Origin of the sequence: Priestia megaterium (assembly GCF_041941685.1) — a bacterium.
Classification (GTDB): domain Bacteria; phylum Bacillota; class Bacilli; order Bacillales; family Bacillaceae_H; genus Priestia; species Priestia megaterium_C.
On record NZ_CP130958.1, the window covers coordinates 2,674,801 to 2,691,195 of the forward strand.

The 16,395-nt window shown below is 40.0% G+C and carries 15 protein-coding genes, 1 pseudogene and 2 riboswitches; of the genes and pseudogenes, 1 reads left to right on the plus strand and 15 read right to left on the minus strand.

The window, feature by feature from the left end; genetic code table 11:
- Positions 1 to 2: 2 nt before the first annotated feature.
- The 13 genes and pseudogenes from Q5794_RS13850 to Q5794_RS13910 form a co-directional block, all read right to left on the minus strand.
- Positions 3 to 1,127 carry a cobalt-precorrin 5A hydrolase gene (locus Q5794_RS13850; RefSeq protein WP_374988055.1) on the minus strand — a complete coding sequence of 375 codons (1,125 nt, stop codon included), beginning with the start codon at positions 1,125 to 1,127 and terminating at the stop codon, positions 3 to 5.
- Complete coding sequence (gene cobM / locus Q5794_RS13855; RefSeq protein WP_025751698.1) at positions 1,124 to 1,900, minus strand: precorrin-4 C(11)-methyltransferase; 777 nt, start codon at positions 1,898 to 1,900, stop codon at positions 1,124 to 1,126. Before cobM ends, Q5794_RS13850 begins: the two co-directional genes overlap by 4 nt.
- Entirely contained in the window at positions 1,897 to 2,598 is a 702-nt protein-coding gene (cobI, locus tag Q5794_RS13860; RefSeq protein ID WP_029322123.1) for a precorrin-2 C(20)-methyltransferase, read from the minus strand. The genes cobM and cobI overlap by 4 nt, the downstream gene beginning before the upstream one ends.
- Before the next feature lie 2 nt (positions 2,599 to 2,600).
- Positions 2,601 to 3,798 (minus strand): annotated as a pseudogene (gene cbiE / locus Q5794_RS13865) (precorrin-6y C5,15-methyltransferase (decarboxylating) subunit CbiE).
- Positions 3,788 to 4,891 carry a cobalt-precorrin-5B (C(1))-methyltransferase gene (locus Q5794_RS13870; RefSeq protein ID WP_028413119.1) on the minus strand — a complete coding sequence of 368 codons (1,104 nt, stop codon included), beginning with the start codon at positions 4,889 to 4,891 and terminating at the stop codon, positions 3,788 to 3,790. Before Q5794_RS13870 ends, cbiE begins: the two are co-directional and overlap by 11 nt.
- A gap of 3 nt (positions 4,892 to 4,894) precedes the next feature.
- Positions 4,895 to 5,542 carry a precorrin-8X methylmutase gene (locus Q5794_RS13875; RefSeq protein WP_013083415.1) on the minus strand — a complete coding sequence of 216 codons (648 nt, stop codon included), beginning with the start codon at positions 5,540 to 5,542 and terminating at the stop codon, positions 4,895 to 4,897.
- A 5-nt stretch (positions 5,543 to 5,547) separates the two neighbouring features.
- Positions 5,548 to 6,315, minus strand: coding sequence for a precorrin-6A reductase (gene cobK / locus Q5794_RS13880; RefSeq protein WP_374988056.1), 768 nt, complete (start codon positions 6,313 to 6,315; stop codon positions 5,548 to 5,550).
- Positions 6,312 to 7,223, minus strand: coding sequence for a sirohydrochlorin chelatase (locus tag Q5794_RS13885; RefSeq protein ID WP_374988057.1), 912 nt, complete (start codon positions 7,221 to 7,223; stop codon positions 6,312 to 6,314). The genes cobK and Q5794_RS13885 overlap by 4 nt, the downstream gene beginning before the upstream one ends.
- Before the next feature lie 18 nt (positions 7,224 to 7,241).
- Entirely contained in the window at positions 7,242 to 8,864 is a 1,623-nt protein-coding gene (cobJ, locus tag Q5794_RS13890; RefSeq protein ID WP_374988058.1) for a precorrin-3B C(17)-methyltransferase, read from the minus strand.
- Between the two features lie 13 nt (positions 8,865 to 8,877).
- On the minus strand, positions 8,878 to 9,258 hold the full coding sequence (locus Q5794_RS13895) for a ferredoxin (RefSeq protein ID WP_016764370.1): 381 nt from the start codon (positions 9,256 to 9,258) through the stop codon (positions 8,878 to 8,880).
- 99 nt (positions 9,259 to 9,357) lie between these two features.
- Positions 9,358 to 9,538: riboswitch (cobalamin riboswitch) on the minus strand.
- A gap of 117 nt (positions 9,539 to 9,655) precedes the next feature.
- A riboswitch (cobalamin riboswitch) is annotated at positions 9,656 to 9,835 on the minus strand.
- 146 nt (positions 9,836 to 9,981) lie between these two features.
- Positions 9,982 to 10,140, minus strand: a complete 159-nt coding sequence (locus tag Q5794_RS13900) for a hypothetical protein (protein ID WP_013057318.1) — start codon at positions 10,138 to 10,140, stop codon at positions 9,982 to 9,984.
- 352 nt (positions 10,141 to 10,492) lie between these two features.
- Positions 10,493 to 11,530 carry a M42 family metallopeptidase gene (locus Q5794_RS13905; RefSeq protein WP_374988059.1) on the minus strand — a complete coding sequence of 346 codons (1,038 nt, stop codon included), beginning with the start codon at positions 11,528 to 11,530 and terminating at the stop codon, positions 10,493 to 10,495.
- Positions 11,531 to 11,637: 107 nt separating this feature from the next.
- A complete protein-coding gene (locus tag Q5794_RS13910; protein ID WP_014459829.1) occupies positions 11,638 to 12,909 on the minus strand; it encodes a cation:dicarboxylate symporter family transporter in 1,272 nt (423 codons plus the stop codon).
- A gap of 386 nt (positions 12,910 to 13,295) precedes the next feature.
- On the opposite strand from Q5794_RS13910, the gene brnQ reads away from it, so the two are divergent.
- Positions 13,296 to 14,651, plus strand: a complete 1,356-nt coding sequence (brnQ, locus tag Q5794_RS13915) for a branched-chain amino acid transport system II carrier protein (RefSeq protein WP_063247864.1) — start codon at positions 13,296 to 13,298, stop codon at positions 14,649 to 14,651.
- 40 nt (positions 14,652 to 14,691) lie between these two features.
- On the opposite strand, the gene Q5794_RS13920 is transcribed toward brnQ, so the two are convergent.
- Complete coding sequence (locus Q5794_RS13920; RefSeq protein WP_214988280.1) at positions 14,692 to 15,069, minus strand: hypothetical protein; 378 nt, start codon at positions 15,067 to 15,069, stop codon at positions 14,692 to 14,694.
- A gap of 14 nt (positions 15,070 to 15,083) precedes the next feature.
- Positions 15,084 to 16,241 (minus strand): hypothetical protein, encoded by a 1,158-nt coding sequence (locus Q5794_RS13925; RefSeq protein ID WP_374988060.1) that lies wholly within the window; start codon positions 16,239 to 16,241, stop codon positions 15,084 to 15,086.
- Positions 16,242 to 16,395: the final 154 nt, after the last annotated feature.

Genomic DNA, 16,395 nt, shown 5'->3' on the forward strand with positions numbered 1-16,395 from the left:
CTTTAGTCATATGGAATAAGTGCCACTGAAATGGTTACATTCCCTGACTTTTTCTTCACAAGTTCAAGCTTATCAGCACCGCTGTATAACATAGCAGCAGGTTCACTAACGCCATATGCACCTGTATATTTAAAGACAGTATCTGAAGGCTGTTGGATACTTATGCTGTTTAGCTCTTGGGGCGAATAATAGACAAACTCCCAGCCGTACTTAGACGCCACTTCTAACAGCCCTTCTTCATCTTTCTTTAACTCTATTGTACATAATGCTTTTACACTTTTCATTGAGAACTGAAGTTCAGCAAGCGTTTTTTCAATAACGGTTTCAATTTCAGCTGTACTTGTCCCTCGATTGCATCCCATCCCAATCGCTAATACTTTTGGCCGGTAAAGAACACCGTTTTCTAAGATTGCTTCTTCCTCTTTTTTTAAATTACGATGCGTTACGACCAAAGCTGCATGTGGCGATGCCTCAAGAGCTGTCTGAATCGATGAATATGTTTTAATGTTAGCTGGAACAGGGTGCTCATAATGCCACCAGTTCTTTTCACCTGATTCTTGAACCACTGCTATTTCTTCTTCGTTCACCACAGAAGCGCTGACAGGCGTTAGTTTTTCTGCTGATTCCCACACCCATCCAAAGCGCTTACCAAATAAATCAACCGGAATTGTTTTTTGCACATCGGATGCTGTTGTAATAACAGGATGAGCTTCAAGAGCTGCCGCAACTTCACGCGTAAGCTCATTTGCTCCTCCGATATGACCTGAAAGCACGCTGATGACATTTTCGCCTTTATCATCAATGACAACAACCGCAGGATCCGTTTTCTTATCTTTTAAAATAGGTGCAATCATACGTACAACTGCTCCCAGTGAGATAATAATAATAAGTCCTTTATACGATTCAAAAAGAGAAGGCAAAAGCATCCGAACGCTTCCTGAAAACAGCTGAATGTTATGCTCTTGTTCGTCTCCTTTTTCAAACTTGCTCATGTAATACACATCAGACTGCTGAAAAGTGCGGCCTAGATTTCTTGCAATTTCTACGCCGTGCTTCGTGATGGCCACGACAGCATAATCCCCGCGCTGTGTAATGAGAACTTCTTTTCCTTCTTGGAGTTGAATCATTCCGACTTCACTCCTCTTCGAAAGCCATGGGTAAATGTTTTATCATAAAGTTTTGAGCGATAATCTTTGTCATGAATGTGGGGGTCAAGTGCCCAGCCTGCCAAAATCATCGCCTGCTTGCGAATGCCGTTTGTTCGCATAGCATCATCCAGGTCCTTTACCGTCGTGCGAACAATTTTTTCATCTGGCCACGTTGCTTTATAGACTACTACAACCGGCGTGTCTTCACTCCAACCCGCGCTTATAAATTCTTTCATTACTTTTTTTGTGAGCGTCGCGCTTAAAAATAAAGCAATAGTACATTTATGTTTTGCTAAATCAGTTAATTTTTCAAACTCAGGTACAGGCGTTCTTCCTTCAGCACGAGTTAAAATAACTGTTTGAGTCAAATCTGGAATGGTTAATTCTGCTTCAGCCGCTGCAGCAGCAGCGAATACGGAGCTGACGCCCGGAACGATTTCAATATCAACGCCTTCTCTTTTTAAAAGTACCATTTGTTCCATAATGGCTCCGTACATAGCTGGATCTCCGGTATGTACTCTTACAACCATTTTTCCTTCACGCATGCGCTCAAGCATAGTACCGACCATTTCTTCTAAATGCATACCCGCTGTTTTTAACACTTCAGCTCCTGGTTTAGACTTAGCAACTAGCTCTTGACTTACCAGTGAGTCGGCGTACAAAACAACATCTGCTTGCTGAAGTAATTTTAAGCCTTTTACTGTAATTAAATCTGGATCTCCGGGTCCAGCTCCGATTATGTATAACTTCATTTTCGCACCACCATTAGCGTTAAGTATTGTAAATCGGCTCCTTCTAGTTCTGAAGCTTTCCAGATAATTTCTTCATCTGACGTTACTTTTGTCACCACTGACGCTTTTTCAAGCAGATCAAGCTCTTTTAAAAGACCGACCATAAAATCGATGACTTTGGCCACTTTAATAAAAATGACGCAGTCGTTTTCCATTAATACTTTTTTCATTGTTTCATAATCTTCACGAGCAGGAACAATTGCTACGTGTTCATCACCATCTGCTAACGGAATACCTAGACGAGATGCAGCTCCATTAATAGATGAAATACCGGGAATTACTTGAATCGGAGCTTCAGGGTGACGTTCTTGCATCAGGCGCATCATGTGAATAAACGTACTGTAAAGCATAGGGTCGCCCTCTGTGACAAATGCTACATCTTTTCCTTCCTCGAGCTTTTCCCATACTCGTTCTACCGTTTCGGTCCATTTTCTTTCCAAAATAGCAGGATCTTTTGTCATTGGAAACACAAGGCCAAGCATGTCTTTTTCATTTGCACTGAAATAGACATCAATAATTTTTTGGGCATAGCTTTTGCTTCCTTTTTGCTTTTTAGGATACGCAATAACGGGTGATTCTTTTAATTTACGAAATGCTTTTACTGTAATAAGTTCTGGATCTCCCGGTCCAACTCCAAGTCCGTACAATGTTCCAATCATATTCATTCTCCTCTTTTGGCTGTAATAATATAAATGGGGTTTAAAGCGTCAAATCGCGTTAAATGTAAAATGGGCTTGCTTCTCGAAATTTGTGCAAGCGTAACAGCAGTCTCAAACCCTCGTTCTTTAAAAGCTTTCATCGCTTCTGCTAAATTTTCAATCGTTACGGCATTTAATACGATGCGCCCTCCTGAATTTAATCGACTGCAGCAAACATCCAAAATGGTTTCCATGCCTCCTGCTGTACCTCCAATAAACACCGCATCAGGATCAGCAAACTCACTTAACCCTTCCGGTGCTTTTCCCTGCACAGTGTGGGCGTCTACTCGAAATTTCGCTAGATTTTCTCTGCAGTTTTCTAAGTCTGCTTCATTTTTTTCCACGGCAAAAATTTGTCCTTCACGCGCAATTTTAGCCGCTTCAATTGCGACTGAACCCGTACATGTTCCGATATCCCATACGACGCTATCTCTCTTTAGCTGCAGGGCGCTAATACTAAGTGTACGAACTTCTTTTTTAGTAATAAGTCCCTTGTCCGGCTTGCGTTGAATAAATTCATCGTCCTCTATTCCAAGAGGCCAAACTGGGCTTTTTTTCTACCTGCTTTAATATCACGACATTAAGCGGAGAAAAGATTTGATTAGCCGCTTCTTCCAACGAAAGCAGCTGACAGCGCTCCGTTTCTCCTCCTAAATTCTCTGCTACAAACATCTTGTATTCCGTCATGCCAAATGACAATAAGTAGTTTGCCAGAGCACTAGGAGAATTTTGCTCATCTGTTAAAATCGCTACTTTTTTATGACCGTCTATGCGCTGAGCGAGTCCCTTTATACTTCTCCCGTGCACGCTTGTAAAATAAGCGTCTTGCCATCGCTCTTTTAAACGTGAGAATGCAAGCTGAATAGAACTTAAATAAGGATATATTTCAACGTCTAGCTTCGTAGAAAGATAGCTCCCAATTCCGTAAAATAACGGGTCGCCTGAGGCTAACACAACCGCATTTCCTTCTTCGTTTTTTAAACGTTCAACAAGAGAAGAAAGACCCCCTTCAATCGCTACTTTTTCTCCTTCGAAATCTTGAAAAAAATCCAGGTGACGCTTTCCTCCAATTAGCACATCACTTTCATACACCCACTGTTCATACATAGGAAGTAAACTTAACTTCCCATCGTCACCAATTCCAATAATTTTAATTGCCATGTTGCACCGCCTGTCCTAAAAAATCTCCTTTTAATGTGTAAAGAGACGTATCGACATCGATTCCGTCCCCTACTTCCTTTAATGCTGATAAACAGCAGTACTCGCACAGTTTTTCAAAAAACTGATGATGACCGCTTTGTGTCATTAAATCCCCCACTTGAGAAGCTGTGTTTGCACCTTTTATTTCCTCTACCAGTTCAGCAGAAGCGCCTGACTCAGAAGCTGCTTTTGCTAAAAAATTAAAATCAATGGGTGCACTTTTTGAATGAACCATCATAACGCCTTGCGCGACTTTTGAAAACTTTCCCATCATGCCTACAAGCGATACTTTTTTCATTCCTTGCTTTTTACATTGTTTTAAAGTAAATCCAACAAAATCTCCCATTTCGATAAATGCTTCTTCCGGAAGTTCAGGGAACTGTTTCATTCCATACTTTTCGCTTCGGCCCCCTGTCGTAATGACAACGTGCTCACAATTACTCGCTTTAGCAACGCTGATTGCCTGCACGATACTTGCTTTATAAGCAGCTGTTGAGAACGGAACGACAATCCCCCGCGTCCCCAGTATCGAAATGCCTCCTAAAATACCTAGACGCGCATTTAATGTCTTTTTCGCCATTTCTTCTCCTTCAGGAACCGAGATGACAATCTTAACGCCTTTTTGTATATTGTATTCAGCTAGAAGCTGTTCAGCCGTTTCTTTCAGCATCTTTCTTGGAACAGGGTTAATGGCTGCTTCACCGACAGGAACCGGGAGGCCGGGCTTTGTCACACGCCCTACTCCCACTCCTCCATCAATGATAATGTCTGCACCATTACACCACGAAACTTCAGAAATAATCAGCGCTCCGTGCGTGGCATCGGGATCATCTCCAGCATCTTTAATGATGCTAGCTACAGCGCTGCTTGTGCGATACTCGCATTCTTCAAGATGAAACGTAGCAAAGCGGCCGACAGGTAGGTAAATCGTTGACTCATCTTGCACTTCTCCTGAAATTAGCGTAAGCAGAGCTGCTCTCGTAGCTGCCGTTGCACAAGCGCCCGTCGTATAGCCTTCTCTGAGTTTCTTAGGTTCTTTTGGTACTTCCTTCATGCGTTACACCTGATCTGCAAGAATTGAAATTGCATTTAATGCAGCAACCGTTACCGTACTGCCGCCTTTTCGCCCGATGTTTGTAATAAACGGCACGTCAAGTTTTGCAAGTTCTTCTTTAGATTCAGCTGCTGAAACAAATCCTACCGGCAGACCAATAACAAGCCCAGGCTTCGCTTCTCCTTCTTTAATCAAACGAATTAACTCAAGTAAAGCTGTAGGTGCGTTCCCAATTGCAAAAATTCCACCGTCTGCTTCTTTGATGGCTTTTCGCATAGAAATAATTGCACGCGTTGTATTTAAGCGCTTTGCTTCTTCCATTACGTCCGGATCTGAAATATAAACTTTGATTTCACCGCCGTGTTTTTCAATTCGCTGCTTGTTTGTTCCTACTTGTACCATTTGTACATCTGCAACCACTTGCTTGCCGCTGCGAATGGCTTTAATTCCTGCTTGAATCGCATCCGGATGAAACAGCATGCTGCGTCCAAGCTCAAAGTCTGCAGACGCATGAATTACGCGCTGAACAATTGGGTACTGTTCGTCTGTAAACGGATGAGGCCCAAGCTCTTCTGTAATCATTTCAAAACTTTTTCCTTCAATTTGCTGAGGCTGAACAGTTAACGGTTTAAATTCTGTACGAAAATCCATCTCAATCAACTCCTAGTTTGGTTTACTAAAGCATGAACGACTTCTTCAAACGTGGAATACACGGTCCCATACTCAATTTTCGGTCGCCCAATCATAATAATATCTAAGCCTAACTCTTTAGCTGCTTCCACTTTTTCATCCACAGATCCAACTTTTCCGCTTTCTTTTGTGACCATGACCGTCACTCCGTATTGCTTATACAGCGCTCGATCAAACTCTTTTGTAAACGGCCCTTGAATAGCAATAATATTTTTTTGCGGAAATCCCAATTGCTGGCACTTTTCCATATTATCCAGCCTTGGAAGCATACGAGCAACAAGCCGTACATCTGAAAAAGGAAGCAGCTTTTCTGTAAAAACCTGCAGCGTTTTGCTGCCTGTTGTCAGCATAATAACTCCTTTTTTCTCAGCTGCTACTTCTGCTGCTTCTTCATACGTAGAAACCATCGTCATATTATCATAGGTAAAAGCCTGCGAAGCCCGCTCATAGCGTATGTAAGGAATCGCTGTTTCAGCAGCCGCGCCGATAGCATTTTTAGATGCTTCTTCTGCAAAGGGATGACTTGCATCCACAATAGCTTTTACACGATGTTCGTTTACAAAATCCATCATATCTTCTTTTGTGAGACGTCCAATTTTCACTTTCACTTCTGCACGCTGTAATTCGATAGCTGCGTTTTCGGTTACAACCGTTGCCGTAACCTCATGACCTGCTTTTTTCACTTGCACGGCTAATGCACGTGCATCGCTAGTTCCGGCTAACAATAAAATCATTTTAGCTCGCCGACCTTATTTTCACGGTGGTCGTGGTCATGATGGTGATCATGGTGATGGTGTCCGTGATCATGGTCATGATCGTGATGATGGTGGTGATCAATATGCTCCATAATGCCGAGACGATATTGACACGTATCGCAGTTCATTTTCACTTCACCTTCTAATCCTTCTTCAGCACGTTCTTTTAAAATTGTCTGCAGTTTTGGGTGAAAACCGAAATAGCCGGCTAGCTTAAACTCAATGTTTTCATGCTGGATTTTATACTGCTTCACCATTTCTTCCAAACGCTTAATTAGTACTCCTGTAAATAAGAAATACGGGAGAATAACCACTTTTTTAGCACCCAATTTCAAACATCGCTCCACGCCTTCATCAATCAGTGGAGCGGTCACGCCCATAAAAGAAGTTTCGACCATTTTATAATTTGTTTTTTCCCAAAGAAGGCGCGTAATTTTATATAAATCACTGTTTGCATCAGGATCACTTCCTCCTCGCCCTAAGACGATAACAGCCGTGTCTTCAGCTGGAGTTTCTAAATTCTCTCCTGATTCTTGTAACCTCGTTTTTAAAATTTCAAGGGCTTCTTCATGAACGCCAATGGGACGTCCGTATACGAAGTTTACGTGTGGATATTTTTCCTTAGCTTCATCTATAGCCGCCGGAATATGTATTTTAGAGTGGCCAGCAGGCAAGAGCATAATTGGAATTACAACTACATCTTTTGCTCCTTTTGCCACACATGTATCAATACCTTGACTTACATTTGGGCGTTCAAACTCTAGAAAACACGTTTCTACTAAAATAGATGCGTCCCAATCATGCTTCATAGTCGAAATAAATTCGCGAATTTGATCGTTCCCTTCAGGATCTCTGCTTCCATGACCGACAAATAAAACTGATTTCATATAATGCCCTCCCATTTTTTAATCTCCACACGGAGCTGGTTCTACTTTTATTTTTGGGGTTATATCTTGATAGTCGAATCCATAAACGTTCTTCACACGCTTAAAGAATTTATGAAATCGCTCATTAGGATGACCTTTTTCTTTATATTCATGGATAATGTTCTCCACTATTTCAACAATGTCATCGGGTGCTATACCTTCCGCCACAATTTGACCTGAATGCGCATTGCGTCCAACCGTTTTAGCTCCTAGAAATAAATCAAACGCGCCTTTTCTATAGACAATGCCGATATCTTCTTGAACAGCACCATAACAGGCCATACCGCATCCATTAATACCAAGCTTCAGCTCTTTTGGCATGTCCATTCCCCCGAGGCGTTTTTGTAATTCTTCCGTATGTGGAATAGCATCGCTTTTTTCTCCGTCACAAAAATCACACGCTTTAATTGTGAACACGTCTCCGACCGGAGATAGTAAAAAGGAAGCTGCTTGGAGCTTTTTAATAATCACATCTGGCTGAGCCGTTGGAATTTGCAGTTTGATTTGATGGTCAGGTGTATACTCCATCGTACCTTTTTCACCAACAACTTCTGCTAGTGTGGTCATTTGAACAGGCGTGAATTTCTTATTTGCAAGTCCTGGACTAACCGCCACTTCGAAAATAGACTGTATTGGCTGGTGTACGACCGCAGAAGTGGTTTCACCTAAAATTGCTTGAAGCGCTTCTTCTGCAAGAGCTCGTGAAGTTGCTTTTTCTTCTCTTGTGTTCTGAACTGCTTCAATAGCTGAAGCGGTTTGCTTTACAGTCTTTTCTTGATCGAGAGCCCATGGTTCTGCTTCTTTTCGAAGTCGCTGATGCGGTCTTAGCGGCTGCTCCGTTTGGTTGAGGGTATATTTCCGCTGATATCCTCGCGGTGTAATCATTAAATCATCGTAAAAGAACGTAGATGAATTTCCAACAACAACGGTAGTCAGCATGCCTATTTCATGGTTTAACATGTCTTTTAAGTTGGTCATTACGACTTCTTCACGGTCACGATAAGCGCTTTTCACAAGACCAACAGGCGTATCAGGGGAACGGTACTTTAATAGAATTCTTTGCGCTTCAACAATTTGTCTTGTTCGTCTTCCGCTTTTTGGGTTGTAAAAAGCCACTACAAAATCTGCTTGTGCAGCTGCTTCAATTCTTTTTTCGATTAGCTCCCAAGGCGTAAGGTGGTCACTTAAACTAATCGTACAAGCATCGTGCATCACGGGCGCTCCAAGAAGAGATGCGCATGAATTGATAGCCGAAATCCCAGGAATTACTTCCAGCTCTACGCCCGTTTCTTTTTTCCAGCCTTTTTCAATCAACACTTCATACACAAGGCCTGCCATTCCGTATACTCCTGCATCTCCGCTTGAAATGACAGCTACGGTTTTTCCTGCTTCAGCTTGCTTTACAGCTTCCTGTGCACGGCTTACTTCTTCGGTCATTCCCGTACTAATAATTTGCTGATTCGTTAACAGTCCTTGAATTAATTCCACATAGGTTTTGTAACCGATGATCATATCACTTTCTTGAATGGCTTCTCTTGCTCGCTGTGTAATATGTTCAAAGCTTCCCGGCCCAAATCCAATAACTAACAGTTTACCTTTCATGCTAGCTCCTCCTTTATGCGTTACTTTTTACTTTGTCAATTCCTTCTATGGAGTCACTGTTTTCCGGAGAAACGAAACCATTTTGATCATATTCATAGATAAGCGATTCCTTTATACTGCAGCCTCCTGCTAAATGCTCTTCGACAATCCGGTGAGCCACGGTTTCAGTGACCTGCTTGTACCAATCTCCTGAAGGATAGACGATAGCTACAGGAGCATCTTTGCATCGTCCGTTACAGCGCGTACGCGTTGTATGAACCGTTTCATCCAAATCCAGTTCCGTCACTTTATTTCGAATAGCTTGCGTGGCTTCTTCTCCACCTTTTCTCATACAGCTGCTTCCATTACAAATCAATACGTGATGTTTTGTTCCATTTAAGTTCCACGTCGTCACACTCATCGCTCCTTTACTAAAAAAAGCGCCTCTATCAATGATAGAGGCGCAGAAAATTTAAACTAAGTTTTTGCACTTCCACCTATATCCCGTAGGGTAAGCTTCGCATTAAAAAAAGGCAGGTTTCCTGACTTCGATTCATCACTTGATTGCGCCTTCCCGAATACAGTGGCATATGCAATCAGCTCCTCTTCACAGTGGCGGGTACCGCGCTGGCTTCACACCAGACTTCCCATTTAACGCAATATGAACATTGCGCACCTTTTTTGCACGATATGTAGTTTTACGCTACCAGAAAAACCCGCTTCGCTAATATGCGAGCGGGTAAAACGTCAGAATAAGAGTGTACACGAATGCCACTTTAAGCCAACGTCTTCCTTCCCGCTCCCCGGAGAAATAGAAACTTCACAATAAAGACAGGTCTCCTGACTTGTGTATCATTCTACTTGAGAACCTTCCCGTGATTTTTTCACAGTGGTTATACTCGTTCGTCCACACTTACAGTTGCGGGGACAGTACTGGCATTTCACCAGTTTCCCTATTAAGCCTTCTTGGCATCTTTACTGTTGCTGTTTGATATATATGAACCTTTTAAACTATCAGAATAATAGAAGTAACTACCATATCATAGCGTACATTTTTTTTTATTTCAACTCTATTCTTTTCGGAAGATACAAGCATCTATAAAAAAACAAGAGCATAAAGTCAGCTCTTGTTTTTTCATTATATAGCTACTAATGTTAAATGAGGATCATTATAATAAACCACTTCTGAAAGAACTTTACAGCCATTTGTTTTGGCAAAAGCTTCTCTCGCCTGCTTTTCAGTTTCAAATTCAAACATTTTCATTTCTTTTCCAGCATATACCGTCAGTACCCACATGAAAAGATTCGCCTCCGATTATTGTAGTGATCGCTATATCCACATTATGCCGAAACCATTTCCTTTTGAAAACCCATTCTACAAAACTTGTCACAAGAAACTTTTAAAAATTTAAAAACATTTTAACTTCTGTAAATGAACACAATGTACAAAAGGTTTAAGCAGTATTATACCTCTTTAAAAAAGGTGCTTTTTTAACCAACTGTTGCTTCACCAGCAAAAAAATATATAGTATTTATTAAAAAAAGAAGCCGGACAGCCGGCTTCTTTTTTAGGAAAGGAAAGTACAGACATCACAATCCCGTCGTGCTCTTTATTTTGCATAAAAATACACTAATTAAATATTCCTTTCTTAAAGCAGAACCATGTTCGACTGCACATAGTGATAAAGAAGCTTATACGTATGGTTTAATGAATCTTGATGCGTTCTCTCAAACGCATGAGAAGAATCAATTCCTGGACCAATTAAGCCGTGTGCGATATCGTGTCCGGCACGAATAGCAGCAGAAGCATCTGATCCGTAAAACGGATAAATATCTAATTTGTACTGAATATCATGCTGCTTAGCTAGCTCCACCAAATGCTTTCTCAAACCGTAATGATATGGACCGCTTGAATCTTTTACACAAATAGACACGGTGTATTCATCAGTAGATTGTCCATCTCCCATAGCACCCATATCAACCGCTAAGTATTCTACTGTTTGAGGCGTAATGTTCGAATTTCCTCCGTATCCAATTTCTTCATTATTTGAAATGAGAAAGTGCGTAGTGTATGGCAGTTCGATCTGTTCTTCTTGAATTGTTTTCATGAGCTGAAGCAATAAAGCTACGCTTGCTTTATCATCAAGATGACGAGATTTAATAAAACCGCTTTTTGTTATTTCTACACGAGGATCAAACGAAACAAAGTCGCCGACTTCAATTCCAAGGCTGCGAACATCTTCTGCGCTATGTACTTTTTCATCCAGTCGAATTTCTATATTTTCTTGATTTCGCTCAGCTTTCCCTGCATCTTTATACACATGAACAGATGTTTGATGCATAAGGATGGTTCCTGTAAATACTTCTCCTGATGAAGTTTCAATTTCACAATATTCTCCTTCAATAGAATTGTAGCGAAATCCTCCAATCAAGTCGATTTTCAGACGTCCACTCGGTTTGATTTCTTTTACCATAGCACCTAAGGTATCGACATGAGCCGTCAGCATGCGGTGGTGATCTGTATCTTTACCGGGAATAGTAGCGACTAAGCCTCCTTTTCGATTGCGATACGTTTGAATATTTAGCTCTTTTACATAGTCTTCGACAAATGAAATCACCTTTTCTGTATTTCCAGAAGGACTGGGAATCGAAACAAGCTTTTTAATTAACTGAACAGCTTCCGTCATTATGACACTTCCTTTGTCTCTCATTTCTTTTATTTTACCATATGTTTCAAAAAAGATAACGGGCAGCTCCAAACAAAAAAGCCGGGCAGCTGCCCGGCTTTTTTGTTTTAAGCTATGTTTGATTTCTTTAATTCATTTGTATAATTTAATGATTTTTGCTTATCAAATTCGCCTTCAGACTTCGACATCACAATTGCAGCTAAAGCATTTCCTACTACGTTAACTGTGGTACGCATCATATCCAGAATGCGGTCAATTCCTGCAATAAATGCCATGCCTTCAAGAGGGAAGCCCATAGATTCAAGTGTAGCAAGTACAACCACAAACGATGCTCCCGGCACACCAGCCATTCCTTTGGATGTTAACATCAGAACGAGAAGGAGCTGAATTTGATCCATAATGGAAAGGTCAATGCCGTACATTTGAGCAATAAACAGCGATGCCAGCGCCTGATAAATGGTCGACCCATCTAAGTTAAACGTATAGCCTGTTGGAATAACAAACGATGTAACCGATTTAGAACAACCGAAGTCTTCCATCTTTTTGATAAGAGATGGTAAAACGGCTTCTGAACTTGCCGTTGTAAAAGCAAGAAGCAGCTCGTCTTTTAACACTTTTATCAGCGTAAACATGCTTGTTCCAGCCATTTTAGCGATAATTCCAAGAACCACAAGCACAAAGAAAATCATGGTGAAGTAAACGGCGAACACTAATTTTCCCAATGGAATAAGTGATCCGACACCAAACTTTATAATATTAACACCAATAAGTGCAAATACACCTACTGGAGCAAATTTCATCACCAAATTAGTTACCCAAAACATTGCATCCAAGACGCCTTCAAAAAAGGCTAAAACAGGTTTTCCTCTCTCTCCAATCGAAGCTACGCCTACACCAAACAGTACGGAAAATAAAATGATTGGTAAAAGATCACCTTCTGCTACCGATTGAAAGACGTTTGTCGGAACAATATGAAGAAGCTCTTGAGCAATCCCTGTACTTTCAGACGTTTTTGCCGTTGCCTCATATTGAGAAATATCGCTTTTTTCAATATGTCCCATGTCAACCCCTGCACCAGGGTGGAATAAGTTCGCGGCAATAATCCCCACTACAATAGCAATGGTTGTAACAATTTCAAAATAAAGAATTGTTTTTCCGCCAAGCTTACCTAATTTTTTGATATCGCCTACTCCTGCGACCGCTACGATTAATGCTGAAATCACGATCGGTACGACAATCATCTTAATTAAATGAATAAATATGTCTCCAACCGGCTGTAAAATAGAAATGGCTGTATCGCTTCCATAAAAAATAGCACCTACAGCTACACCTAAAATCAGTCCAATTAGAATCTGAGTTGCTAGACCTAACCTTTTCACTTTCTTGCTCCTTTCGCACAGTTGACTTTCATCCATCGAGCATATGCGGTTCCGCGAACCGTGTATAAATATACATCCTTACAGCACCTTATGTAAACAGTTCTTTACTAAAAGGATGTAAGGCCGCACATGCAAATTTTTAAAAGCCACGGTTCTGTTTTATCATATCAAATAATTGTTGTATATTGAGATTTTTTTGCTAAGTATTTTTCTATTTTTGCTATTTCAGCGAATAAATTAAAAAAATAAAATTTTATATTGAAATATGCATTTTAGGTTAGTATAATACGATACATGTTTATTTTTATTATTCGAATATAAAATTCTGAAAATTTTAATTATTCAACACGATAATAAAAAGCATTTATAATTTTGGAGGTTTTAACGTGTCAAACAAAGTTCCTTTTTCATTTATAGTGGTTATTGGCTTTATGCTTTTTGCCCTATTCTTCGGCGCAGGTAATTTAATCTTCCCTGCAATGTTAGGTCAGTCTGCTGGAAGCAATATTTGGTCAGCAAATGCTGGATTTTTAGTAACGGGTGTAGGTCTGCCTCTTCTAGGCGTTCTCGCATTTGGTTTTTCCGGAAAAGAGGATCTGCAGTCTTTAGCTAGTCGCGTACACCCAGCTTTCGGTATTATCTTTACTACGATTTTATACTTGGCAATCGGACCGCTTTTTGCGATGCCAAGAACGGGAAGCGTTTCGTTCGAAATTGGCGTTAAGCCTTTTTTATCAGAAAATTCAGGGCACCTTCCTCTTATCATTTTCACGGTAATTTTCTTTACTATTACCTGCTTTTTTTCGCTAAACCCTGCGAAAATTGTCGATTTAGTAGGAAAAGTTTTAACACCTATTAAATTAACGTTTATTGGAATATTGGTAGTTGTAGCCGTTGTGAACCCAATTGGAAAATTTGAAGCACCAAGCGAAGCTTATACAACACACTCATTTTTTAAAGGCTTCCAAGAAGGCTACTTAACAATGGATACACTAGCATCATTTGTTTTTGGAATTATTATTATTAATGCAATTAAAGAAAAAGGAGCAAAAACTAACCGACAAATCATCACAATTTGTGCAAAAGCTACGGCTATCGCTGCCGTTATTTTAGCTCTTATTTATAGTGCATTGTCCTATATGGGTGCTTCAAGCGTATCAGAGCTTGGACGTCTTGATAACGGAGGTACGGTTTTGGCTGAAGTATCAAATTACTACTTTGGCTCTTACGGAGGAATTCTTTTAGGTCTGATGATTACCGTTGCTTGTTTAACAACAAGTGTAGGCCTTGTAACATCTTGTTCATCTTTCTTCCATAAGCTGTTTCCAAGGGTTTCTTATAAGTTGATTGCTGTCATTTTATCAGCATTCAGCGCCGTTGTAGCAAACTTTGGTTTAACGGAATTAATCGCTATTTCAGTTCCGGTCTTAACAGCTATTTATCCGTTAGCTATTGTGTTAATTGCTTTAACATTTTTACATCCTTTATTTAAAGGACGTTCTGAAGTTTACCAAGTAAGCCTTCTGTTCACGTTTATTGTTAGTTTATTTGATGGCTTAAATGCTGCTGGATTCAAAATTGCAGCAGTAAACGATCTGTTTACATCGATTCTACCTATGTATGGAGTGGGTCTCGGCTGGGTAGTTCCTGCTATTGTAGGAGGATTAATCGGTCTTGGCATTACCTTCCTTCGTACAAATGATAATACGAACAGAAACACTTCAAGAAAATTGATTAAATAAAAAAGAGGATGCGAGTGCATCCTCTTTTTATTATGACGTCTCATGAATAAGGAGTTTTTTTCTCCATTAACTTCACTTCTTCTCTTAACACATGTTTTTCGTATAGATATTTATCCGTTCGTTGAAAATGATATTTATCAGCTTTTTCTTTTTCAGATGTGGTCAAAAGCACTCGACGATCAGAAGCATCTGACACACCAAACTTTTCATTTTGATAAGTAGCATACGGAGCTACAAAAAACACTTCTTCAACAGCATCACGAGGAACTTCTTTTGTGAAAGTCGTGTCATTGTATGGAATGAATCCATTTGCTACGTCGCCTTTATCATAGCTAATCAGCTTTACACACCCGTTTTCCGTTTCATAACATTCGTAATCTCGTTCATTATATGCTGCATACAAACCTTTTCGAATCACAAAAAACCAGTCCTTTACATTGGGTTAGCAACCGCTGGTACAAATCGTTTTTCTTCTGCCACATAGGTAGCTACAAGTACTTCTTCTCCATTTACCACTTGGTATAGTTCCGCTCCGTTTGCTGGTGGATAATAGTTATCAAATTTGAACTCTGGAACGGTTTCCCCGTTTCGAGATCCTGTAAACCCATTAAGCGTACATGGAGGTCCATCTGTTGTTTTCCCTCCGAATACAGTTCCGTAGGGAATATCAACGTGACTTACCGCTTGCGATTTAAATTTGATTACACCGTACGTCGATCCTTCTTCAGGAAACGGCCTTTTGCCTGAACCATCGGTGTAATCTAAACGTAAGCTTTCAACAAAAGCTTTGTACGAAGTAATATCGTGAACATCTTCAGCTTTAGCTACATATCCTCCCACTGCCGTATAAGATCCATCTACATACTTTTCAATATCTTTAGCAGGGATCGTTTTTTGCAGCAGCGTATCTTTTGTAAGGGGAGAAACAGAATCACGTATAGCCTTCATTACTTCTATTTCATGAGAAGTTAATGTCTTAACATCCTTTAATTTTAGTTCATTAAACTCCTTTTTTGTAAGATTAACGCGCTTCAGCACTTCATTAATTTTTTGATCAAAATCTTCTAAACTTTCTAAATCCGAATCCGTATAATGAGCATCAACTGTTCTTACATCTTTATGTACTTTTTTAACTTCATTTAATTCATACTGTTCTACTTCATCAGCCGTTTTAAACGTTTCAACGCTTGAAATGGTTTCGCCATTCGTATCAGCTACAACGTAACCGTCTTCAGCTTTGATCACGTATCCGACTTCTCCGTTACCTAACGCAATTAAGTCTGACTGTTGAAAAGCGGCTTTCTCTTTTTCTTTTTGAAATTCCTTATCTGTCATTCCCTTAGTAACGAGAGCTTTAAGTTCTGACGTGTCTTTACTGTCTTTTTGATTTGCTTCTACTTTCTCAGATGTAACTGATGAAGTTTCTGTATTAGATGGAGAATGAGTGACCGTCCCGATGACAAAAATAAGACCAAACACAATCCCTATGCCATACAAAAATTTGCTTGTTTTATGAGCTCTAAATAAAATTCCTAACACAATGCAAATAATACCTGCAATCAAGCTATCTACTAATAATAGATGTCCCAACCAAACCCCTCCGCATTAATTCTTGTTTATGTTAAAAAAATCCATAAAAGAAGTCAATACAATTAATGTAAATAAAGTTTTAAATAAGAATATATTCATAATTATTACTAATTAATCCCTTTTAGTAGGTCCCAAAAATAAAACACACCACCTA